Source organism: Streptomyces sp. 184, from assembly GCF_045781775.1.
GTDB lineage: Bacteria > Actinomycetota > Actinomycetes > Streptomycetales > Streptomycetaceae > Streptomyces.
Map to the genome: position 1 here is coordinate 6,016,244 of NZ_CP123230.1, position 20,108 is coordinate 6,036,351.

Genomic DNA, 20,108 nt, shown 5'->3' on the forward strand with positions numbered 1-20,108 from the left:
TACCTTCAGGCCCGTACCTTCAGGCCGTCAGCAGCCGGAGAGGACGGACTCCAGCGCCGACTTCTCCGCCGAGTCGGCGGTCAGGTCGTACGTGTGCTTGACCCACACCCACATGCTCGCGTACGTGCAGTGGTAGCCGGTCGACGGCGGCATCCACTCCGCCGGGTCCTTGTCGCCCTTGGACTGGTTGACGTTGTCGGTCACGGCGAGCAGTTGCGCGATGTCGAGGTCGTTGGCGAACCCCTCGCGCTCGCCGGTGCTCCACGAGCTGGCGCCGGAGCGCCAGGCTTCGGCGAGCGGCACCATGTGGTCGATGTCGACGTCGGAGGCGGCGGTCCAGGTCTCGCCGTCGTACGGGGAGGACCACGAACCGCTGACCGCGGCGCAGCTCGCGTCCTGCTGGACGTTGTCGCCGTCGCGCTTGAGCACGACCTCGCGGGTGTTGCAGGCCCCGGACTGGGTGCTCCAGTGCGGGAAGAGGTCGCGGTCGTAGCCGTCGGAGGAGCCCTCGGGCGCGGTGGTGATCTCGCCGAGGTAGCCGAGGGCGGTGGACGGGCTCGGCGGGCTGGGCGGTTCGGCCTGGGCGCTGGGGGCCGCGGTCAGCAGCAGTGCGGCGGCGGCGAGCGGTGCGGCGAGGTGACGCGCGTAGACCTTGAGCCGCGAGAGTGGCGGCAGAGAAATACCGGACATACGAACTCCCGGATCTATGGGGGGTGTTGTGCACGTGCACGTGGATGCTGGCACCGTGCAGTGTCGTTTCTGCGGGCACCAGGTAACACCTTGAGGACATGACCATGTCATCCGCAAGACCGCGTGGCGGGTTCGTGCTCGCCGCGTCCCAGGCGCCGCCGCCCGGCAACCGGACTACGCTTCGTCGGTGTTGCCCGTCAACGTCACCCTCGCGGCCGTGCTCACCGCCCTGTTGGCCGCCGCCGTCACCGTCGCCGCGCTGGCCCGGCTCGGCGAGGGACACGAGCACCGGCGGACGAAAAAGGGCGGTCGCGGCGACAGGGGCGAGGGGGGCGGGAAGAGCCGCACAACCCTCGGGGGCTCACCCCACGCGCGCGCCATCGCCTCCGCCGGACTGCGCGCCGCCGCCCAACTCGCCGTCGTCTCCCTCGTCATCGGCTACGTCGTACGCGCCCTGCCCCTGCTCCTCGCCTTCGTGGCTTTGATGTTCGCCGTCGCCACCTGGACCGCGGGCCACCGCATCACGCACAACGGCACCTGGCGCTGGGCCGCCGCCCCCATCGCCGCCGGCGTCGCCCCGGTCGTGGCGACGCTGCTGCTCACCGGCCTGGTCGCGGTCGACGACATCGCCCTCATCCCGGTCAGCGGCATCCTCATCGGCGGCGCGCTGACCGGCACCGTGCTCGCCGGCCGCCGCGCGCTGGACGAACTGGCCGCCCGGCACGGCGAGGTGGAGGCCGCCCTCGCGCTGGGGTTCCTGGAGTACGAGGCCCGGCTGGAGATAGCCCGCCCCGCCGCCTCCGACGCGCTGATCCCCGGCCTCGACCAGACCCGCACCGTGGGGCTGGTCACACTCCCCGGCGCGTACGTCGGCATGCTGCTGGGCGGGGCCTCGCCCGTCGAGGCGGGTGCGGTGCAGCTTTTCGTGCTGGTCGCGCTGATGGCGGTGCAGGCGGTGGCCGTCGCGGTGGTGCTGGAGCTGGTCGCCCGCGGCCGGGTGCATCGCCTACACTCGGGGACGTCTGAAGGGGAGTAGCCCTCAGCCGGTGTCGTCGACATACTGCCCAGCCCGCTGGGCCGGCGCCCGGAGCGCGGAACCGCACGGCCGGCCGGCCGGGGCTCCGCGCCGGCGAGACCTTCGGCCGCAGTGTCCATCGACGCTGCCGTGCCGAGGTCTGCCCACCGCATACGCTCTCGGTACGGCGCCCGACCGAGAGTAGGAACCTTGCTCAGCCTCAGCACCGTCGCGATCGTCTTCGGCGTCGTCTTCCTCGCGGAACTCCCCGACAAGACCGCGCTCGCCGGCCTCGTGCTCGGCACCCGATACCGCGCCTCCTACGTCTTCGCCGGCGTCGCCGCCGCCTTCGTCGTCCACGTCGGCCTGGCCATCGCCGCCGGCAGCCTGCTCGCGCAACTCCCGCAGCGGCCGGTGCAGGCGATCGTCGGCGCGCTGTTCCTGGCGGGCGCGCTGATCCTGCTGCTGAAGAAGGACGACGACGAGGAGGAGGTCAAGGCCCCCGCGGACCAGAGCTTCCTGAAGGTGGCGGGGGCGGGTTTCATGCTGATCCTGGTCGCCGAGTTCGGCGACCTGACGCAGATCATGACCGCGAACCTGGCCGCGCGCTACGACGACTGGCTGTCGGTCGGCATCGGCGCGGTGCTGGCGCTGTGGGCGGTGGCGGCGATCGGGATCCTGGGCGGGCGGACGCTGATGCGGTACGTACCGCTGAAGCTGATCACGAAGGTGGCGGCGGGCGTGATGCTGGTCCTGGCGGGCTTCAGCATCTACGAGGCGATCAGGGGCTGAACGAGCCGCCCGGGGAGGGGACCGGGGGGACGGACCTACGCAACCGGGTCCCCCGCACGCCCGGAAGCCCCCGCACACGATCCCCGCACACGATCCCCGCACGAGACCCCCGCACACCCGCCCAAGGGTAGGCCGCCCCACTGACGATCGAGCCTGTCCGCCGGCCCGGGCGCGGATCGTGCCGCTGCGCGCAGGACCGCCGGCCGGGGTCGCGCGCCACCCCCGGCGCCCCGCCCCGCCTCCGGCCGCCCCGCCCCGCCCCGCCCCGCCCCGCCCCGGCTAGTCGAGCACCAGCTCCAGCGCGCCGCCGCCCAGCGGGCGGATCCGTAGCCCCGCCAGCGTCTCCACGTGTACGTCCGTCCCCTCCCCCGCCGCCCGCGGCCCGACGCCCACGACCCGCATCCCGGCCGCCCGCGCCGCGGCGATGCCCGCCGCCGCGTCCTCGAAGACGACGCAGTCGGCGGGCGCGAAGCCGAGGTCGGCGGCGCCCTTGAGGAACCCCTCCGGGTCCGGCTTGCTGGCGCTCACGCACTCCGCGGTGACGGCGATCGCCGGCACCGGCAGCCCCGCGGCGGCCATCCGGGCCTGCGACAGCCCGCGGTCGGCGGAGGTGACGAGCGCGTGCGGCAGCCCGGCCAGGCCCGCCATGAACTCCGGCGCGCCGGGCACGGGCACGATGCCGTCGGTGTCGGCGGTCTCCCAGGCGAGCATGCGGGCGTTGTCGGCGAGGTTCTGCTCGACGGGCCGCTCGGGGAAGAGGTGCGCCATGGTGGCGTGCGCCTGCCGCCCGTGGGCGTGGCGCATGATCTCCTCGGGGTCCTTGCCGTTCTCGGCGGCCCAGCGGCGCCAGATGCGCTCGACGACGGCGTCGGAGTTGAGGAGCGTGCCGTCCATGTCGAGGAGCAGTGCCTTGAAGACACCTATGTCCGCGGGCCTGCCCATACGTAACCCCCAGGGGTGGAGAAGCGTGTTTGTTTCTCTACGATACAAAACCCCGCGCCACACGCCAAGGGCCGCATGAGCCCCACGAGCCGGTTCACCCCCACAGGCCGGCCAGGTGCGCGTCGAGCACGTCGTGCGCCTCGTGCGGGGTGAGGTGGCCGACCAGGACGTGCACCGTGAGGCCGTCCGCGAGGGCGAGGAGCGTACGGGCCTCGCGCCGCGGGTCGAGGGGCGCCGCCCGATCGGCATCCTCCGCGGCTTCCGCGATCAGGCGGGCGAACACCTCGTGCAGGCCCGCGTAGTTCGCCTTCAGCGTTCCGGCGAGCGCGTCGCTGACGGCCGCCTGCGCGACGAAGGCGAGCCAGACCCGGGCCTCGGCGCGGTGTTCGTCGCCGAGCAGCGACACCTCGGCCGCCGCGTGCCCGAGCGCCGTGCCGGCCGACTGGGCCGGGCTGCGGACCAGCCGGGCCCGTACGCGCTCGCCGACCCGCTCGCGCACGTACCCGAGTGCGAAGAGCAGCATCTCCTCCTTCGTACGGAAGCACCGCTGCACGGCGCCCATCGACACCTCCGCACGGGCGGCGACGTCGCGCAGGGTGACGCCCTCCAGGCCGCGTTCGCCGGCGAGGAGGCAGACGGCTTCGGCGATGGTGCGGCGCCGGCTCTCGTGATCCACCTGCCTGGGCATGTCCCCGGCCGCCTCCTACATCCGATGCGCTCGTATCGGTTCCAGGATACGGTGGCCGTTCCGATGCGAGCGCATCGGATCGCGGGAGAGGAACAAAGAGCCATGTGGGACGACCTGTGGAAGATGCCTGCCGCCGCCCAGGCGGAGGCCGTACGCGGCGGAGACGTCTCGGCCGTCGAGCTGGTCGACAGCCACCTCGACCGCATCGCCGAGGTCAACCCGCGGGTGAACGCGGTCACCCAACTCCTCGCGGACAGCGCCCGCGAGGCCGCCGCCCGCACCGACCGCCGCCGCGCCGCCGGTCAGGCGCTGGGGCCGCTGGCGGGCGTGCCGTTCACGGTGAAGGAGAGCACGCCCGTCGAAGGGGTGCCGACGACGTTCGGCCTCGCGCGCTTCCGCGAGCTGGTCGCGGCGGCCGACGCGCCCCCGGTGGCGCGGCTGCGCGCGGCCGGGGCCATCCCCGTCGGACACGCCAACCTCCCCACCCTGATCCTCGCCGGGATGCACACGCGCAGCGAACTCTTCGGCGACACCGTCAACCCGTGGGACGCCGGCCGCACCCCCGGCGGCACCAGCGGCGGCGACGCGGTCGCCGTCGCCACGGGCATGGCGGCGCTGGGGCTCGGCAACGACTCCGGGGGCTCGGTGCGTATCCCGGCGCAGTTCTGCGGGGTGGCCGCGCTGAAGCCGACCGCGGGCCGGTTCCCGGCGGACCACCGCGTCCTCGGCCCCGACGACCCGGGCCCGGCGTCCCAGACGCTCGTCACCGACGGGCCGCTGGCCCGGACGGTGGGCGATCTGCGGCTGGCGTACGAGGCCCTGGCGGGCACCGACCCGCGCGACCCCCGGGCCGTACCGGTGCCGCTCTACGGCGACGCCCTCCCCGGCCCGCTGCGCGTCGCGGTCGTGGCCGACCCCGGCGGCCACGGCGTCCACCCCGCGATCCGCGGGGCCGTCGCGGCGGCGGCCGACGCACTGCGCGACGCGGGCTACGACGTGCGCGAGGTGGCGGACGTACCGCGGCTGGACGAGGCGCTGGAGGCGTACGGGAAGCTGACGATCACCGAGTTCGCGCCGACCTGGCCCGCGGTGCGGAAGCTGCTCGGCGAGGGCGGGGACCGCTACATCGGGATGGCGATGGAACAGACCTCGCCCGCGAGCGCGGACGAGCTGGTCAGGCTCATGGGCACGTGGCTGTCCGTCCGCCGCTCGTGGGCCGAGTTCCTCGACGCCCACCCGCTGTTGCTCGGCCCGTCGTTCACGGAGCCTCCGGTGGAACCCGGTCTGGAGTCCCGCGACCGCGCGGGCCGCGACCGGGTCGCCTCGGCGATGCGGCTGTGCAGCGCGACGAGCTTCGCGGGGGTGCCCGCCGTCGCCGTGCCGACGGGTGTGGTGGACGGCCTGCCGGCCGGGGTGCAGATCATCGGCCGGGCGTTCCGGGAGGACCTGTGCCTGGAGGCGGCGCAGGCGGTCGAGGACCGGCTCGGGGTGCTGACGCCGATCGACCCGGGGGCGGCGGTGTGAGGCCGGGGAAAAGGACTTTCGGGCCGGGCCGGGATCGCGTTACCTGTACGCACGACACCCGGCCCGGCGACGGACGGAGCCGTTCCGGGGGCCGGGAGGTCCGGAGGTCCTAGGCCGAAGGTCTCGTTCCCCTCCCCCGCCGGCCCGTGATGACGTCGACGTGCCCGGTCCTGCGGGCGGTCACCGCAGGACAGCGAGAAACCCCAAGGCGGCAGGCAACTCCATGAACTTCGCACAGCACCGCGTCGTGATCACCGGCGCGTCCCGCGACTTCGGCCGGACCCTCGCCATCCGTTTCGCCCGGCACGGCGCCGAGGTCTTCCTGTCCTCCCGCAGCCTGGAGGCGTCACGGCGGGTGGCGGACGAGATCCGCGGGCTCGGCCACGAGCACGTGCACCCCTTCGCGTGCGACCTGGCGGACCCCGCCTCGATCCGGCAGTTCGCCGCCGACGTGGCCGAGCGCACCGACCGGGTGGACGTGCTGGTCAACAACGGCGCCCGCTACCTGGACGGGCCGGATCTCCTCTCCGCCGGCGACGACGACGTGGCCGACACCCTCGCCGCCGGAGCGACCGGCACGGTGTTGATGGTGAAGCGGTTCCTGCCGCTGCTGCTCGCCTCCGGCAGACCGGACATCGTCAACATGATCTCCGCCGCCGGGCTCCCGGCCCACCAACGCTCCCACGCACACGAGGCTTTCTACGCCGCCAAGAGCGCACAGGCCGGGTTCGCCGACATCCTCTCCACGCGGCTGCGGCCCCGGGGCGTACGGGTCATCTCGCTCTACCCGCCGGACTTCCACAACCCCGACCCGCTGTCCCCGGAGTGGGACAGCACGCCGCGCGGCCCCGGCGACATGCTGACGGCCCACTCCGTCGCGGAGTGCGTGTTCTTCGCCCTCGGGCAGCCCCGGGATTGCTTCATCAAGTCGTTCCACTTCGAGCAGGTGCCCGAGCGGGCACCTGAACAGGCGCCCGAGCAGCCGCCCGGCCGGACATCCTGACGACCCCGCACCCGAACGGACACCCATGAACACGGCCCCCGCCGAGGACCATCAGCCCTCCTGCCGCGACCTGGTCGGCCTCCTCGCCCAGACCGACCGGCGCGCCGCCTACGCGGCCCTCGCCCTCGGCGCGACATCGGCCGCCGAGGTCGCCGAACGCACCGGGCTGCGCCCCCCGGCCGCCGCCGCCGCGCTCAGGAAGCTGACGGACGGCAGGATCGCCGCCTACGACGCCGCCTCGCGCACGTACGCGCTGCGCGACGACACGTTCCGGCTCGCGGTCCGGGCCGAGGTCCGCATCTCCGGCCGGACGGGCGGCGACGGCGCGGGCTCGTACTTCCGCCGCGGCCGGCTGACGTCGATCCCGGGCAACGCGGAGGTACGGGCCCGGGTGCTGGCCGTCGTGAAGGACGCGTTCGAACCGGGTGTGACGTACTCCGAGGCGAAGGTCAACGCGATCTGCGGCGAATGGCTGGACGACTGGGTGAGCCTGCGCCGCGCCCTGGTCGACGAGGGCCTGCTCCGCCGCAACGGGTCCGGCACCGCGTACGCACGCGCGTGACGCGGCGGGCCGGTCAGTCCAGCGGGGTGAGCAGGACGACCGGGATCTCGCGGTCGGTCTTCTGCGCGTACTCGTCGTAGAGCGGGAAGATGCCCGCCATCTGCGCCCAGAGCGGCCCGCGCTCGTCCGCGGACGCGACCCGCGCCCGCGCCGTGAACCGCCGGGTCCCGACCTGCACCCCGGCACTCGGCTCGGCGACGAGGTTCATGAACCACGCCGGGTCCTCCACGGACCCGCCCTTGGACGCGACGACGACGTACGCGTCGCCCGCCGTGCCGTAGATCAGGCAGGTCCGGCGCGGCGTGCCGGTGCGCCGCCCGGTCGTGGCGAGCACGAGGGTGTACACCCCGTCGCGCTCGTGCCCCTCGGTGCCCCCCGAGGCCAGATACGTACGGGCGTGCTCGGCGACCCAGCCCCACTGCGAGTCGGTGGCGCGGTCGATGTCTTCGGCGGTGGCCATGTCGGCGGTCCTTCCGGTACGAGGTCGGGTGCGGCCCCATTCGACCGCATCCGCCCCGGGACGAAGCCGCCACACCGATCTCGACACCGCCCCCGGAACTTTCTCCGCGGCCAAGCTCCCCGCCACCGCCCCGCCACTGCTCCGCCACCGTCCCGGCGCCTGCGCGGCGTTGCCGGCGGCGCTGACGGGCGCGCGGGGACCCCACCCCGGGGCCCGGCGGTAGAACGCTTCCCATGACCACACCGGACTCATCGGCCCGCCGCAGGGCCAGGCCGTCTGCGGCGCGCGGCGCGGCAGGGAGCCTGTGCGCCGCACTGGCCCTCGCCGCCGCGCTGACCGGCTGCGGCTCCGACTGGGGCGACATCGCGGGGGCGTCCGGGTCGGCCACGCCTTCGCGCTCGGCCGAACCGTCGGCCGCCTCGCCGACGCCCGCCCCCACGAAGTCCTCCGCATCGCCGTCGCCGACCGCGGCGGAGCCGATGAAGCCGTCGACGGCGGCCGAGTTGGCGGCGTGTGCGGACGGAAGCTGCACGATCGTCGTGACGAAGGACACCGAGATCCCGGCGGCCCCCGGCCTGCGGGCGGGACCGTTCACGGTGACCGACGTCGGCGCCGCGGGCGTGGACCTGACGTCCACCGACCCGAGCGGATTCGTCGCCAGCATCCACGACCAACTCCCCGACCAGGGCGGGGCCTCCAGCATCAACGAGCTGTCCATCGCCGTCCTCGCCATCGCCGGGGACACCGCGAAGCTGCGGCTCTTCCCGGCGGAGTAGGGACGACGGCGGCGGCACCGGGTTCCTGCCGGCCCGCGCGCCGGACGGCCCCGGCGGCAGGTCACCCGAGGGTCGAGCGGGCCGCGCGCCCGGGGGTCCGGTGTCCCGTCGCCGTGCCAGGCGGGGGACCGGGTGGCGCCGCGCGCAGGCCCGGGATCAGGACCGCCGCCACCGCCAGGTGCATCAGGGCCAGCGCGGTACGGGTGCCGGCGCTCATGCCGCCGCCGGTCAACGGCAGGGCGGAGAGGGCCAGTACGGCGACGGCCGCCGCGGTCCAGACGGTACGGGCGCGGCGTACCCCGAACCGCTCCAGGGCGGCCAGCAGCCCCCAGCCGGCGAGGGCCGCCGCCGAGGCGAGCACCGCCACCGGCACCGCGTCGATGTCGAGCGTCCGCTCGTCGGCGGTCATCCGCAGCCTGTGCCCCAGCAGCGGGTCCGCGACCAGCCACACCGCGACGGGCGCCAGGACCGCGAGGCCCGCGACCGCCGGGCGCCGCCCGCGCGCGCTCACGTGGCGGCGCCCGCGAGCGCGCCGTGCAGGAAGACCTCCGCCAGCTCCCGCGTGGTCAGGTCCGGCTCGTCGTCCGTGCGCGGCTGGGTGAAGATCAGCCCGAAGAAGAGGGCCGCGATCTGCTCCGGCGGGCGGCGCAGCGCGGCCCTGTCGGGCTCCAGCAGATCCACGAGGGCCGCGCGGATACGGGTCGTCGACTCGTCGGCGCCCGCGCCGCGCACCGTGCCGGGGTGCTTGCCGCCGCGGTGTCCGGAGGCGAGCAGGGAGCCGGCGATCGCGCCCATGCGGGCCAGGTGCGCGTGCAGGGCCTCGGCCGCCTCCGCGAGCCGGTCGGGCAGCGGCTGGGACAGGTCGATCGCGCCGAGTTCGCGGACGGCGTGCTCGGGCGAGAGCGCCTCCGCCAGGCAGGCTTGGAGCAGTTCGTCCTTGTCTGCGAAGACCCGGAAGATCGTGCCCTCGCCGATGCCCGCGGCGCGGGCGATCTTCGCGGTGGTCACGGCGGCGCCGAACTCGGCGATCAGCGGGATCGCCGTCTGGATGATCATCGCGCGCCGCTGCTCCGGCTCCATGCCGGGGGCGCGGCGGCGGGTGGCGGTCTGGTTCTCCTTGGGTGGCGTCATGACTCCGAGCTTACGGAGTGAGGGCTCACTCCGTCAATGAGTGAGTCCTCACTCCGTACCGTCGCGCCCGTGTCCGGCTACCTGCCGGCCCCGTCCCGCGCGCTGCGCATGCGCGCGGTCGGCGAGGATGAGCGGGACCGCGCACGCGGCCAGGGCGGCGCCGATCAGGCAGACCGCCGTCAGGTCCGCTCCCCGCGTCAGCGCCACCGCCGCGAGGAGCGGCGTGCCGCTGATGCCCAGTTGGAAGGCCGAGACCGTGGTGGCGCCGGCGAGGGTCGGCGCGTGGGCCGCGAGGGCGAAGACCCGGCCGTAGATCGCGGGGTTGACCACGAACGCCGCGATGCCCAGCACGAAGACCGTGGGTATCACCGCCCAGGTGTGGCGGACCGCCACGGTCATCGCCAGCGACAGCAGCACCAGGGCCGCGGCGCCGGTGAGCAGCGCGGCGTGCGGCCGGCGGTCGGAGACGCGCCCGCCGACGGACAGGCCGGTGAAGGCGCCGACGCCGAAGAGGGCGAGGACGGCGGGGATCCAGACCTCGGGCAGGGCGGTGATGTCCGCGAGCATGGCCGCGAGGTAGTTGAACGTGATCATGTACGCCGCGGTGGTGAGGATCGTGATCCCGTAGACGCGCCACAGGTGCGGACTGCGGATCGTGGCGAGTTCCCGCGACACGCTCGGCCGCCCGGCACCGGCGCCCGGCCCCCCGGCGGCACCTCCGTCCGGCGCCGCGGGGATACCGGCGTAGCAGGCGGCCATCCCCGCCAGCGTCAGGGCGACGACGACCCAGAAGCCGCCCCGCCACGCGACGAAGTGGCTGAACAGCGTCCCGGCCGGGCCGCCGGCGATCATGGCCACGCTCAGGCCGCTGACCACGACGCCCGACGCGCGGGCGTTGCGGTCCGGGGTGACCAGGCCGATGGCCGTCACCGACGCCACGGCGAAGAACCCCGCGTACGCGACGCCGGAGACCACCCGGCTCAGCAGCAGGACCTCGTAGTTGCCCAGCAGCCCCACGGCGATGCCCGCCGCGAAGACGCCCTGCGTCGCCAGCAGCGCGGTCCGCCGCGGCCAGCGCAGGCTGAGCACCGCGAACGGCGGCCCGCCGAGCACCACCCCCAGGGCGAACGCCGTGATCAGGAACCCCGCGGACGACAGCGTGACGTCCAGGTCCGCGGCCACCGCCGGCAGCACCCCCGCGAGCAGGAACTCCGCCGTACCCATCGCGAACAGGCTGAAGGCCAGCAGGTACACCCCCGCGGGCAGCCGCCGCTCGCCCGCCCCCGGCTTCCGGCCGCCCGCTCCCTGCTCCCGGCCGCCCGCCGCCTTCGCCGGACCGCCGGTCTCCGTGAGTTCCTCGTTCGTCCGCATGTCGACCACCTCCGCGGGCAGAGTCCGTCCGCGCGTGCGCAACCGGCAACTTCTGTTGCCGGTTCCGGGACGCGTTGGTTGACTGCCTCCCATGGACGACCAGCCCACCGTCGGTGCCGTCATCGACCAGATCGCCCCCCGGCTGCGCCGCGCCCGCGAGAACAAGGGCGTCAGCCTGACCGGCCTCGCCCGCGCCACCGGCATCTCGACCAGCACCCTGTCCCGGCTGGAGTCCGGCCAGCGCAAGCCGAGCCTGGAACTGCTCCTGCCGGTCACCGCCGCCCTCGGCGTCCCGCTGGACGAGATCGTCGCCGCGCCCCGCATCGTCGACCCGCGCGTGCCCCAGCAGCCCACCACGCGCGACGGCCGGGTACTGATCCCGCTGTCCCGGCAGCAGGGCGAGCCGCGCGCGTACAAGATGACCATCCCGGCCCACGACAAGGACCCGCACCTGCGGACACACGCGGGCCACGAATGGCTGTACGTGCTGCGCGGGCGGCTGCGCGTACGGCTCGCCGACCGCGACTTCGTCATGGCCGCCGGCGAGGCCGCCGAGTTCGACTGCCAGATCCCGCACTGGTTCGGCGCCGCGGGCCGCGGCCCCGTCGAAGTGCTCAGCCTCTTCGGCAAGTCCGGCGAACGCATCCACCTGCGCACCGCGCGACACTGAAGGCCGCCGGATGCCCTCACTCCAGCAGAAGATCCAACGCGTCCTCGACGACCTGGTCGACACCGGAGCCGAAACCGGCGTGCAGGTTGCCGTCCGCCACCGCGGCGCTCTCGTCGCCGACGCCGTCGCCGGTGTCGCCGACGGCCGGACCGGGCGCGCGGTGACCCCCGACACGCCGTTCTTCAGCTTCTCCGCCGGCAAGGTCATGACGTCGCTGATCGCCCACCTGCTCGTCAGGACCGGCGCCGTCGAGTACGACACTCCGGTGGCCGACGTGTGGCCGGAGTTCGGCGCCCGCGGCAAGGCGACCGCGACCCTCCGGCACGTCCTGACGCACACGGCGGGCGTGCCCGCGATGCCCCGCGGCATCGGCCCCGCCGACCTGGCCGACCGGCCGCGCGTCTGCGCCGCCATCGCCGCCGCCGAACCGCGGTGGCGGCCCGGGACCGAGACCGGATACCACTCGTTCACCTACGGCTTCCTCGTCGGCGAGATCGCACGCCGGGCCACCGGCAAGCCGATGCGGCAACTCCTGCACGAGTGGGTCGCCGCCCCCCTGGGCCTCGACGGCGACCTGTACTTCGGCGTGCCCCGTACCGACCTGCCGCGGCTGGCACGGCTCGAAGACGCCGCACCGCGCCCCGTCGCCCCGCCCGGCGGCGATGCCGTCCTGGCGCCCTGGGAGATGCAGCCGACCGCGGCCATGGGCAACAGCCCCGAGTTCCTGCAAGCGGACATCCCGTCGGTCGGCACCTTCACCGCGCGGGCGATCGCCGCCGTGAACGCCGCGGTCCTCGACGGCCGGCTCATCGATGCGGGCCAACTCGAAGAGATGACGGCGGTGGCCTTCGAGGGCACGGACCAGGTCTTCGGCAACCACGCGCGGCTGGCCCTGGGCTATCCGCTGGGCCGCATCGGCGCCCGGCCGGACGAGGCGCCGACCACGTTCGGCTGGGTCGGTGGCGGCGGCAGCTACGTCTACGCCGACACCGCCGCCGGCACCTCCTTCGCCATGACCAAGACCCGTCTCACCTCCCACTTCACCACCGCGCAGCGGCTCGCGGACGTGACGGCGGCCGAGATCGGCGCCGGGACCTGAGCCCCGTCACGGGCCGACGAAGGTCACCGTCTCCGCCAGGGCCGCCCGGCCCGTACGCGGCGGCGGCACGCCCGGCTTCTCGTATCCGACCGACATGCCGCAGAACAGCACGAGCCCGTCCCCCGCGCCGACCGCCTCGGCGACCGTCCTGCGGTACGTCGTCCACATCACCTGCGGGCAACTGTGCAGCCCTTCCGCCCGCAGCAGCAGCATGACGGTCTGGAGGTACATCCCCGCGTCCCCCCACTGCCCCGGCCCCATCGTGCGGTCGAGGTAGCAGAACAGGACGGCCGGCGCCCCGAACGCCCCCGTGTTCAGGGCGGATATCTTCGCCGGCCGCTCGGGGTCGTCGCGCTCGATGCCCAGCGCCGCGTAGCGCTGGGCCGCCGCGGCGGTGAAGCGGTCGAGGTACGGCGGGGCCATGTCCGCGGGGTACATCGGGTACTCACGCTCGTCACCGGGGTCGCCGGTCTGCGCCCTGGCCGTCGCCCGCTTCTTCAGGGCGGCCAGCGGGCCGCCCGTGACCACGTACACGTGCCAGGGCTGGAGGTTCCCGCTCGACGGGGCTCGCGCGGCCGCGGCCAGCACCCGCCGGAGCACCCGCGCGGCTACGGGCTCGTCGCTGAACGCCCGCACCGCCCGGCGGCTCTCCACTGCCTCGTACACGTCCACGTTCCGCCCGCCCCGCCTCAGGGTTCCTTCGTCATCGACTCCAGCACGCGGCGCGTCGCCGGGCCGTAGACGCCGCGTTCGTCGCCCTCGACGTCGTTGTCGTACTGGAAACGCGCGACCGCTTCGCCCGTGAGGAGGTCGAAGTCGCCGTCCATGTTCCCCGGAAGGCGGTTGTAGCCGGCCTCGATGAGCCGCTTCTGCAACTCCAGGACCTCCGGGCCCGAGTCGCCCTCGCGCAGGGCCGGCGGCGGGGCGGGCTCGTCGCGCCCGCCGGGGGCGGTCGTGCCGGACGTGGGGTCGTCGCCCGGGGCGGTGGTGCCGGAGCCGGGCGGGGCGGCGGTGACCGTGCCTGCCTCGGCGCGCTCGGTGGCCGCCTCGTCCGGGTCGCCCTCCCCGGCCCCGGCCCGGTCGGAGGAGGCCGCGCTCGGCTCCGCCGGGTCCTCGCCGTCCGCGGGGGCGGTCGGGGCGCCGCTGCGGGTGTCCTCCGGGCCCGGCTTCGTGCCGCCGCCGGTGGGCACGGCGGTGATGGTGTCCGGCTTCGGTACGGCGCGGTCGTCGTCCCCGTCGCCCGAGAACAGCCCGGAGCCGAGGAGCCCGACGCTGAGCGCGGCCACGACGCCGCCGACCGTGAGGACGAGCGTGAGCCGGCGGCGCCGGCGGGCGGCGAGCCGGTCGCGGGGACGGCGCGGGTCGTACGGGCCGCGGGGGCCGGCGGGGGCACGGTCGTACGGGGTGTCCGCGTAGTCCGCGTAGTCCGCGTAGTCCGCGTCGTACGGGTCCCGGGGGCCCCGGGCGGCGGCGGGGTCGTCGGCGAAGAGGCCGAGGTCCGCGTCCGCCGGGCCCTCCGGCGGGGCGCCGATGGGCGCGTAGGGGACGGCCAGGGTCCCGTCGGGGAGCGGTGTCCCGGGAGCGTGCGGCACGGGCCCCGTTTCCGCGGGTACGGAGAGGGGCGTACCGGAAGCCGCGGCGCCGCCGGGCAGTTCCCCGGCCGCCGCGCCGCGCGGCACCCCTCCCCCGGCATCCGCCGGCTCCCCCGGCGCCGCGCCCGGGCTCCCGGGGCCGCCGGGCGGGGCGCTGCCGTGGATCGCCGGCGGCCCGTCCGCCCCGGCGCCGTCCTCGCCGCCCCGGTGACCCTGTACCGGCCCCGGCGCGTTCATGACGTACGGCCGTACCAGTGGCCTCTCCCGCCCCGGCGTGCCCCCCGCACCCGCCTCCGCGCCACCCGCCGCACCGGCCGCGGCGCCGCAGGCACAGCTCCGCCCGCCCTGCCCGTGGAGCGGCTCACCGCAGGTGCGGCATGCGCGAGGTATCACCGTGCTCCCCCTCCTGTGGGATGGAGGCGATTATGCAGACCCCGCGGAACCCTGCGCACCGCGCCCCGGCCGCATTGCGGCCCGAGCGGACCGTCCCGGCGGGCCGTATCGACGCATCCGGGCGACTATGAGGCAAACGAGCCGAGCATCACAGGCACCGCAATCACCACACACCCCACCCGAACCACTCGCCCCGCCGACCGAACCAACCGAGCCCGACCGACCGAGCCCCGACGACCGAGCCCCGAGCGACCACCGGGGAAGCACCGAGCGAGTACAGGGAGCCGCGCATGTCCCAGGACGCCAGCGCCCCGCCCGCCGCGGAGGTGCCGGGCCAGGGCCTGCCCCGCCGCACCGTGCTGCTGTCGATGGCCGCGCTGCTCTCCGGGATGCTCCTCGCCGCGCTCGACCAGACCATCGTCGCCACCGCCCTGCCCACCATCGTCAGCGACCTCGGCGGCATGGAGCACCTGTCCTGGGTGGTCACCGCGTACCTCCTCGCCGCCACCGCCGGCACCCCGCTCTGGGGCAAGCTGGGCGACCAGTACGGCCGGAAGAAGCTCTTCCAGACCGCCATCGTCATCTTCCTCGTCGGCTCCGCGCTCTGCGGCATCGCCCAGGACATGGGCCAGCTCATCGGCTTCCGGGCCCTCCAGGGCGTGGGCGGCGGCGGGCTGATGTCCCTGGCCATGGCCATCGTCGGCGACATCGTGCCGCCCCGCGAGCGCGGCCGCTACCAGGGCCTGTTCGGCGCCGTCTTCGGCACCACCAGCGTCCTGGGCCCGCTGCTCGGCGGCATCTTCACCCAGCACCTGAGCTGGCGCTGGGTCTTCTACATCAACCTGCCGATCGGCCTCGCCGCCCTCGTCGTCATCGCCGTCGTCCTGCACATCCCGCGCCGCGCCACCCGGCACCGCATCGACTACCTCGGCACCGCCCTCATCGCCTCCTTCGCCATCTGCCTCGTCGGCGTCACCTCCCTCGGCGGTACGACCTGGGCGTGGGGCTCCTGGCAGGTCGCCGCCGCCGCGCTGCTCGCGCTCGCGCTGCTCGCCGCGTTCGTGCAGGTCGAGCGGCGGGCCGCCGAGCCCGTCATCCCGCTCAAGCTCTTCGGCATCCGCACGTTCACGCTCTGCTCGGTCATCGGGTTCGTCGTCGGCTTCGCCATGTTCGGCGCCATGACGTACCTGCCGACGTTCCTCCAGGTCGTACGCGGCGTCTCCCCGACCACCTCCGGCGTGCACATGCTGCCGATGGTCGCGGGCATGCTCATCGCCTCCACCGGCTCCGGGCAGCTCATCAGCCGCACCGGCCGCTGGAAGATCTTCCCCGTCCTCGGCACCGCCCTCACCGCCGTCGGCCTGCTGCTGCTGCACCGCCTGCACCAGGACACGAACAACTGGGAGCTGAGCGGCTACTTCTTCGTCTTCGGCTTCGGCCTCGGCCTGGTCATGCAGGTGCTCGTGCTCGCCGTGCAGAACGCCGTCTCCTACGGCGACCTCGGCGTCGCCACCTCCGGCGCCACCTTCTTCCGCTCCATCGGCGCGTCCTTCGGCGTCGCGGTCTTCGGCACGGTCTTCACCGGCCGGCTGCGCCGCAAACTGGACGAGGAGCTGAGCGGCGTCCCGCTGCCCGGCGGGCTCAGCGCCGACACGCTGGAGTCCGATCCGCGCGCCATCGCCCGGCTGCCCGCCGCACTGCGGCCCGAGGTGGTGGACGCGTACTCCACCTCCATCACCGACGTCTTCCTCTACGCCGCGCCCGTCGCCCTCCTCGCGTTCGTCATCGCCCTGTTCCTGCGCGAGGACCCGCTGCGCGGCACCGTCACCGTGCCCGACGGCAGCGAGACCGTGGCCACCAACCCGGTGGAGCGCTCCCCCCGCGACGAGGTGTGCCGTGCGCTCAGCGCCCTCAGCACCCGCGAGGGCCGGCGGGAGCTGTACGAGGACATCACCCGGCGCGCCGGCCTCGACCTGCACCCGGCGTCGAGCTGGCTGCTGCTGCGCGTCGACCGCTACGGCCCGAAGGGCCACGCCCACCGGGGCGCACACCCGCAGGACGTCGAGCCGGTCGACCCGGCGGCCCTCGCGGAACGCACCGGGCTGCCGCTGGCGGTCGTCACGGGGGCGGCGCAGGAGTTGGAGGAGCGCGGCCTGACCCGGCGCGAGGGACTGCCGCTGCTCTGCACCGAGGAGGGCACCCGCGTCGCGAAGCGGCTGTCGGCGGCGCGGCAGGAGGCGCTGGCCGAACTCCTCGGCGACTGGTGGACGCCCGACCGGCCGACGGACCTGACCGAGCTGGTCGAGCAGTTGTCGGCGGAGCTGTGCGGCTCCGACGGCGAGGCGCCACCCGGGGCGGCGGTGGAGGAGTGGCGGCGGCCCGGCACCGGCCCGGACTCCCCGCCGAAACCCCCCGCTTGAGCGGCACGGGCACCTCATTCCCCGAAACAGCAGGTGAGCATGCACGCGGGAGTGACGCAGGTTACATCTGGTCCCCCCGTGCGATTTCCGGCGATGCGCCAGGCGTACGCTGTGATCCGCCCGGCGCTCTCGTCCGCGGCAGAGGACCACCGGATGACTGCCGGGACACGGGGAGCAGGGGAACAGTGGAGTTTGTGGGGTCACTGAGCGGTACCCCGTGGATGTACGCGATCGTCGCCACCTCCGTCCTCCTCGACGTCTTCCTCCCGCTGCTGCCCAGCGGTGCGCTCGTCATAATGGCCGCGACCGCCGCCGCCGGCACCACCACCGCCGCCGACGCCGTGCGCAACGGCGCCACGCTGCCCGCCGCCGACCACCTCGCCGAACTGCTCGCTCTCATGCTGTGCGCCGCGACCGCCTCCGTACTCGGCGACATGCTCGCGTTCCGGCTGGCCAGCAGGGGCCGCGAGAGGTTCGCCAACTCCCGCTACCTGGTTCGCGCGCAGGAGCGCCTCGGCGAGCACCTCAGCGGGCGGCGCGGCGGCGGCATCGTCGTCCTGGCCCGGTTCGCGCCCGCGGGGCGCAGCCTGGTGAGCCTGGGCGCGGGCGCCATGCACCGGAAGGTACGGGAGTTCCTGCCGTGGTCCGCGCTCGCCGGGCTGCTGTGGGCCGCGTACGGCGTGACGCTGGGGTACTTCGGCAGCCGCTGGCTGGGCGCGGGGTGGCTGGCGACGGGCGTCTCGGTGCTCGCGCTGTTCGTCGCCGGGCTCGGCGCCGCGTACCTGGTCCGCAGGCCGCGCCCGCAGCCGACGGCCACCGACTGACCGCCCCGGCCGCGCCCGTACGGCGCGGTGGGGTCAGCCGCGCAGGTAGGCGTCCACCTCGTCGACGACCGCCCGCGTGTAGCGCTCCAGACCCGGGGACTTGGCCGGGCACGGCCGCCCGCCCTCGGGGGTCGGCGCGAGGCAGAAGTGCAACGGGTCGTCGTCGCGGTGCAGTCGGGCGGTGTCGCCGGGGCCGGTGCAGTAACCGGCGGTCGCCTGCTCGTAGTCGTTGCACGGCAGGTACTGCGTCCACTTCCCGTCGCCGTCGCGCAGCTCGCGCCCGCCGTCGGCCAGCAGGTCGCCGGAGGCGGCGGCCTGCTCCTCGTACAGGGCGTTGACCTGGTCGATCCGTTCCGGATGCAGCGCGTCGGGCGGCTGCTGCACCCACACGATCCGGGGCCGCGGCACGTCCGCCTCGCGGGCGGCGTCGGCGATCTGGGCGGTGAGGTCGCGCAGGTCCGCGGCGTAGCGCTGGTAGTAGGCGGACGTCCCCCACTCGACGCCCTCCATGCAGGGCGTGTAGCCCCAGGTGTTGCCCCAGAACTGGAGCACGACCACGCCCGGTTCGCGCTCCTTCACCAGGGCCGCGGCCTTGTCCTCGGGCGCGACGAGCGAGCGCCCGGGGCGGCCCTGGAGGTAGTCGCAGACGGTCACGCCGGCGACCGGCTCGCTGCTGTACGAGCCGACGCGCGCGGAGCGTTCGAGCCGGTCGCCGAGGATGTCCTGGGCCTCCATGGCGAGGGAGTCGCCGAGGTAGAGCACGTCCTGCGGCCCGCTCGGGGGCGGGGCGCCCGCGGAGGGGCCGGGCCCGGACGCGCCGGGGTCCGGGTCGCGGTCGCCGTCGCTGCCGGGGTCAGGGTCGGGTGAGGCGGGGCGGGAGCGGTCCGGCGCCTGGTCCCGTACGGCGCTGTCCACCGCGCCGCCGCCCGAGCCGCCGTCGTCGGACCGCGACACCGCTCCCCAGCCGACGGCCACGGCCACGAGCAGCAGGGCGAGCACGGGCCCCGCCCAGCGCTTCGTCTCCATCAGGTCCTCCGGCGCCGTTGACAACTGGCCAGTAGGGTAGGGAGTCGAAGCCGCCCGGGTCGAGGCCCTATGGCCTATTCCCGCCGATCCCGCCGTAGCGTCCGGCCACCGCTTCGTACGCCTCCTTCTTCTCCCACGCCTTCGTCTCGCCCTCCGCGAACCGCACCACGCCGAAGCCGGCCATGTCCAGGTCGTGCCGCGGGTCGTCCGGGCTGTGCGGGAAGTCCCGCATGGCGAAGGTGTAGACGAAGCAGCCGTGCACGCCGCGCTCGGCGTAGAGGTCGATGAGTTCGGTCAGGTACGCCGCCTGGGTGCCCTCGTCGCGTACGTGCCCCTCCCGCACCCGCGGCTTCTCCGCGAACCACTGCACGATCCGGAACCCCCCGGGCCCGGACCGTTCCGCCCCGGCGTGCGCCCCGCAGCCGAACTCGGTGACCACCAGCGGCTTGCCCCGCGCCGCCGCCTCGCGCCGGAGCGCGTCGAGGCGGCGCTCGTAGGCGGCGGGGTCGCTGCCCATGCGGTAGAGGTTGACGCCGGCGACGTCGAAGCCGGTCCAGTCGACGTCCTCCCAGTAGCCGGCGGCGTAGGTGACGGGGCCGTCGAAGACGCCGCGGGCGGTGGCGAGCGCGTCGGCGAGCAGGGGGCGGAGCTTGCGGGTGATGCGGCGGTCGAAGAACCGCCGCCAGCGCACCAGCACCTGGAGCCGCAGGAACAGCCGCGGCCCCGGCAGCATGCCGCGCTGGGTGAGCGAGAACTCGCTGCCCACGAGCAGCGTCACCCGCCCGGGGTGCGCCGCGCGCAGTTCCTCGGCGGCGGCGCCGGTCGCGGCGAGGTGGCGGTGGAGTTCGGCGCGGGGGCGGTCGGGCAGGTAGGGGCGTACGTAGACGTCGAGCCCGGTGTCGAGCGCGATCCGCGCGGCTTCCGCCTGCGCCGGCACGTCGGTGCCGATGAGCATGACGGTGGTGCAGTGGAGATCGTCGTGGATGGCGCGCATGTCGGCGCGTACGGTGTCGGCGTCGGTCTCGCCCGTGACGTACGAGATGCCTCTGACGGTCAGGCTCATGCCGACCATGATGGCGGGCGGCCGGGCGGGGCGTGCGGGGGTGTGGCAGTCCAGTGGGGCCGAAGTG

General features: G+C 74.7%; 21 protein-coding genes. 10 read left to right on the plus strand and 11 right to left on the minus strand.

Annotation, left to right across the window (positions count from 1 at the left end; translation table 11 throughout):
• Nucleotides 1–27: 27 nt before the first annotated feature.
• Entirely contained in the window at nt 28–690 is a 663-nt protein-coding gene (locus QBL21_RS25550; RefSeq protein WP_407564565.1) for an HNH endonuclease family protein, read from the minus strand.
• A 187-nt stretch (nt 691–877) separates the two neighbouring features.
• Between QBL21_RS25550 and QBL21_RS25555 the strand changes: the two genes are divergently transcribed.
• Both QBL21_RS25555 and QBL21_RS25560 read left to right on the plus strand, forming a co-directional pair.
• Nucleotides 878–1,726 (plus strand): ABC transporter permease, encoded by an 849-nt coding sequence (locus QBL21_RS25555; RefSeq protein ID WP_407564566.1) that lies wholly within the window; start codon nt 878–880, stop codon nt 1,724–1,726.
• A 189-nt stretch (nt 1,727–1,915) separates the two neighbouring features.
• Nucleotides 1,916–2,497, plus strand: a complete 582-nt coding sequence (locus QBL21_RS25560; protein WP_407564567.1) for a TMEM165/GDT1 family protein — start codon at nt 1,916–1,918, stop codon at nt 2,495–2,497.
• A 279-nt stretch (nt 2,498–2,776) separates the two neighbouring features.
• On the opposite strand, the gene QBL21_RS25565 is transcribed toward QBL21_RS25560, so the two are convergent.
• On the minus strand, nt 2,777–3,439 hold the full coding sequence (locus tag QBL21_RS25565) for an HAD-IA family hydrolase (RefSeq protein WP_407564568.1): 663 nt from the start codon (nt 3,437–3,439) through the stop codon (nt 2,777–2,779).
• Nucleotides 3,440–3,533: 94 nt separating this feature from the next.
• The gene (locus QBL21_RS25570) at nt 3,534–4,127 is read right to left on the minus strand and encodes a TetR/AcrR family transcriptional regulator (RefSeq protein WP_407564569.1); all 594 of its coding nucleotides are present in this window, start codon (nt 4,125–4,127) and stop codon (nt 3,534–3,536) included.
• A 102-nt stretch (nt 4,128–4,229) separates the two neighbouring features.
• Between QBL21_RS25570 and QBL21_RS25575 the strand changes: the two genes are divergently transcribed.
• From QBL21_RS25575 to QBL21_RS25585, 3 genes are all read left to right on the plus strand, one after another.
• The gene (locus QBL21_RS25575) at nt 4,230–5,651 is read left to right on the plus strand and encodes an amidase (protein ID WP_407564570.1); all 1,422 of its coding nucleotides are present in this window, start codon (nt 4,230–4,232) and stop codon (nt 5,649–5,651) included.
• A gap of 223 nt (nt 5,652–5,874) precedes the next feature.
• Nucleotides 5,875–6,654, plus strand: a complete 780-nt coding sequence (locus tag QBL21_RS25580) for an SDR family oxidoreductase (RefSeq protein ID WP_407564571.1) — start codon at nt 5,875–5,877, stop codon at nt 6,652–6,654.
• 25 nt (nt 6,655–6,679) lie between these two features.
• Entirely contained in the window at nt 6,680–7,216 is a 537-nt protein-coding gene (locus tag QBL21_RS25585) for a DUF2087 domain-containing protein (RefSeq protein WP_407564572.1), read from the plus strand.
• Between the two features lie 13 nt (nt 7,217–7,229).
• Here the strand turns inward: QBL21_RS25585 and QBL21_RS25590 are convergent, their stop codons facing one another.
• The gene (locus QBL21_RS25590; protein WP_407564573.1) at nt 7,230–7,676 is read right to left on the minus strand and encodes a nitroreductase family deazaflavin-dependent oxidoreductase; all 447 of its coding nucleotides are present in this window, start codon (nt 7,674–7,676) and stop codon (nt 7,230–7,232) included.
• Nucleotides 7,677–7,909: 233 nt separating this feature from the next.
• Here QBL21_RS25590 and QBL21_RS25595 point away from each other — a divergent pair, with 233 nt between their 5' ends.
• Entirely contained in the window at nt 7,910–8,452 is a 543-nt protein-coding gene (locus QBL21_RS25595) for a hypothetical protein (protein WP_407564574.1), read from the plus strand.
• Nucleotides 8,453–8,513: 61 nt separating this feature from the next.
• Here the strand turns inward: QBL21_RS25595 and QBL21_RS25600 are convergent, their stop codons facing one another.
• The 3 genes from QBL21_RS25600 to QBL21_RS25610 are packed head-to-tail and all read right to left on the minus strand — an operon-like array spanning nt 8,514 to nt 10,954.
• Nucleotides 8,514–8,963, minus strand: coding sequence for a DUF6069 family protein (locus QBL21_RS25600; RefSeq protein WP_407564575.1), 450 nt, complete (start codon nt 8,961–8,963; stop codon nt 8,514–8,516).
• The gene (locus QBL21_RS25605; protein ID WP_407564576.1) at nt 8,960–9,583 is read right to left on the minus strand and encodes a TetR/AcrR family transcriptional regulator; all 624 of its coding nucleotides are present in this window, start codon (nt 9,581–9,583) and stop codon (nt 8,960–8,962) included. The genes QBL21_RS25600 and QBL21_RS25605 overlap by 4 nt, the downstream gene beginning before the upstream one ends.
• 48 nt (nt 9,584–9,631) lie before the next feature.
• Nucleotides 9,632–10,954, minus strand: coding sequence for an MFS transporter (locus QBL21_RS25610; RefSeq protein WP_407564577.1), 1,323 nt, complete (start codon nt 10,952–10,954; stop codon nt 9,632–9,634).
• A gap of 91 nt (nt 10,955–11,045) precedes the next feature.
• Between QBL21_RS25610 and QBL21_RS25615 the strand changes: the two genes are divergently transcribed.
• A complete protein-coding gene (locus QBL21_RS25615) occupies nt 11,046–11,624 on the plus strand; it encodes a helix-turn-helix domain-containing protein (protein WP_407564578.1) in 579 nt (192 codons plus the stop codon).
• 10 nt (nt 11,625–11,634) lie between these two features.
• Complete coding sequence (locus tag QBL21_RS25620) at nt 11,635–12,723, plus strand: serine hydrolase domain-containing protein (protein ID WP_407564579.1); 1,089 nt, start codon at nt 11,635–11,637, stop codon at nt 12,721–12,723.
• Between the two features lie 6 nt (nt 12,724–12,729).
• Here QBL21_RS25620 and QBL21_RS25625 read toward each other — a convergent pair whose 3' ends face one another.
• Nucleotides 12,730–13,395 (minus strand): nitroreductase, encoded by a 666-nt coding sequence (locus QBL21_RS25625; protein ID WP_407564580.1) that lies wholly within the window; start codon nt 13,393–13,395, stop codon nt 12,730–12,732.
• 17 nt (nt 13,396–13,412) lie between these two features.
• Nucleotides 13,413–14,315 carry a peptidoglycan-binding protein gene (locus tag QBL21_RS25630; RefSeq protein WP_407564581.1) on the minus strand — a complete coding sequence of 301 codons (903 nt, stop codon included), beginning with the start codon at nt 14,313–14,315 and terminating at the stop codon, nt 13,413–13,415.
• A 683-nt stretch (nt 14,316–14,998) separates the two neighbouring features.
• On the opposite strand from QBL21_RS25630, the gene QBL21_RS25635 reads away from it, so the two are divergent.
• The gene (locus tag QBL21_RS25635) at nt 14,999–17,128 is read left to right on the plus strand and encodes an MFS transporter (RefSeq protein WP_407564582.1); all 2,130 of its coding nucleotides are present in this window, start codon (nt 14,999–15,001) and stop codon (nt 17,126–17,128) included.
• Between the two features lie 221 nt (nt 17,129–17,349).
• Nucleotides 17,350–17,952, plus strand: coding sequence for a DedA family protein (locus QBL21_RS25640; protein WP_407566562.1), 603 nt, complete (start codon nt 17,350–17,352; stop codon nt 17,950–17,952).
• 33 nt (nt 17,953–17,985) lie between these two features.
• Here QBL21_RS25640 and QBL21_RS25645 read toward each other — a convergent pair whose 3' ends face one another.
• Nucleotides 17,986–18,978 (minus strand): hypothetical protein, encoded by a 993-nt coding sequence (locus QBL21_RS25645; protein ID WP_407564583.1) that lies wholly within the window; start codon nt 18,976–18,978, stop codon nt 17,986–17,988.
• A gap of 67 nt (nt 18,979–19,045) precedes the next feature.
• On the minus strand, nt 19,046–20,041 hold the full coding sequence (locus QBL21_RS25650) for a hypothetical protein (protein ID WP_407564584.1): 996 nt from the start codon (nt 20,039–20,041) through the stop codon (nt 19,046–19,048).
• Nucleotides 20,042–20,108: the final 67 nt, after the last annotated feature.

Excerpts from the sequence above, each read along its gene's own strand:
- QBL21_RS25610 (WP_407564577.1), bottom strand. The coding sequence starts at position 10,954 with ATGCGGACGAACGAGGAACTCACGGAGACCGGCGGTCCGGCGAAGGCG.
- QBL21_RS25605 (WP_407564576.1), bottom strand. The coding sequence starts at position 9,583 with ATGACGCCACCCAAGGAGAACCAGACCGCCACCCGCCGCCGCGCCCCC.
- QBL21_RS25650 (WP_407564584.1), bottom strand. The coding sequence starts at position 20,041 with ATGAGCCTGACCGTCAGAGGCATCTCGTACGTCACGGGCGAGACCGAC.
- QBL21_RS25575 (WP_407564570.1), top strand. The coding sequence starts at position 4,230 with ATGTGGGACGACCTGTGGAAGATGCCTGCCGCCGCCCAGGCGGAGGCC.
- QBL21_RS25640 (WP_407566562.1), top strand. The coding sequence starts at position 17,350 with ATGTACGCGATCGTCGCCACCTCCGTCCTCCTCGACGTCTTCCTCCCG.
- QBL21_RS25595 (WP_407564574.1), top strand. The coding sequence starts at position 7,910 with ATGACCACACCGGACTCATCGGCCCGCCGCAGGGCCAGGCCGTCTGCG.
- QBL21_RS25615 (WP_407564578.1), top strand. The coding sequence starts at position 11,046 with ATGGACGACCAGCCCACCGTCGGTGCCGTCATCGACCAGATCGCCCCC.
- QBL21_RS25590 (WP_407564573.1), bottom strand. The coding sequence starts at position 7,676 with ATGGCCACCGCCGAAGACATCGACCGCGCCACCGACTCGCAGTGGGGC.
- QBL21_RS25585 (WP_407564572.1), top strand. The coding sequence starts at position 6,680 with ATGAACACGGCCCCCGCCGAGGACCATCAGCCCTCCTGCCGCGACCTG.
- QBL21_RS25580 (WP_407564571.1), top strand. The coding sequence starts at position 5,875 with ATGAACTTCGCACAGCACCGCGTCGTGATCACCGGCGCGTCCCGCGAC.
- QBL21_RS25635 (WP_407564582.1), top strand. The coding sequence starts at position 14,999 with ATGTCCCAGGACGCCAGCGCCCCGCCCGCCGCGGAGGTGCCGGGCCAG.
- QBL21_RS25645 (WP_407564583.1), bottom strand. The coding sequence starts at position 18,978 with ATGGAGACGAAGCGCTGGGCGGGGCCCGTGCTCGCCCTGCTGCTCGTG.
- QBL21_RS25620 (WP_407564579.1), top strand. The coding sequence starts at position 11,635 with ATGCCCTCACTCCAGCAGAAGATCCAACGCGTCCTCGACGACCTGGTC.
- QBL21_RS25565 (WP_407564568.1), bottom strand. The coding sequence starts at position 3,439 with ATGGGCAGGCCCGCGGACATAGGTGTCTTCAAGGCACTGCTCCTCGAC.
- QBL21_RS25570 (WP_407564569.1), bottom strand. The coding sequence starts at position 4,127 with ATGCCCAGGCAGGTGGATCACGAGAGCCGGCGCCGCACCATCGCCGAA.
- QBL21_RS25550 (WP_407564565.1), bottom strand. The coding sequence starts at position 690 with ATGTCCGGTATTTCTCTGCCGCCACTCTCGCGGCTCAAGGTCTACGCG.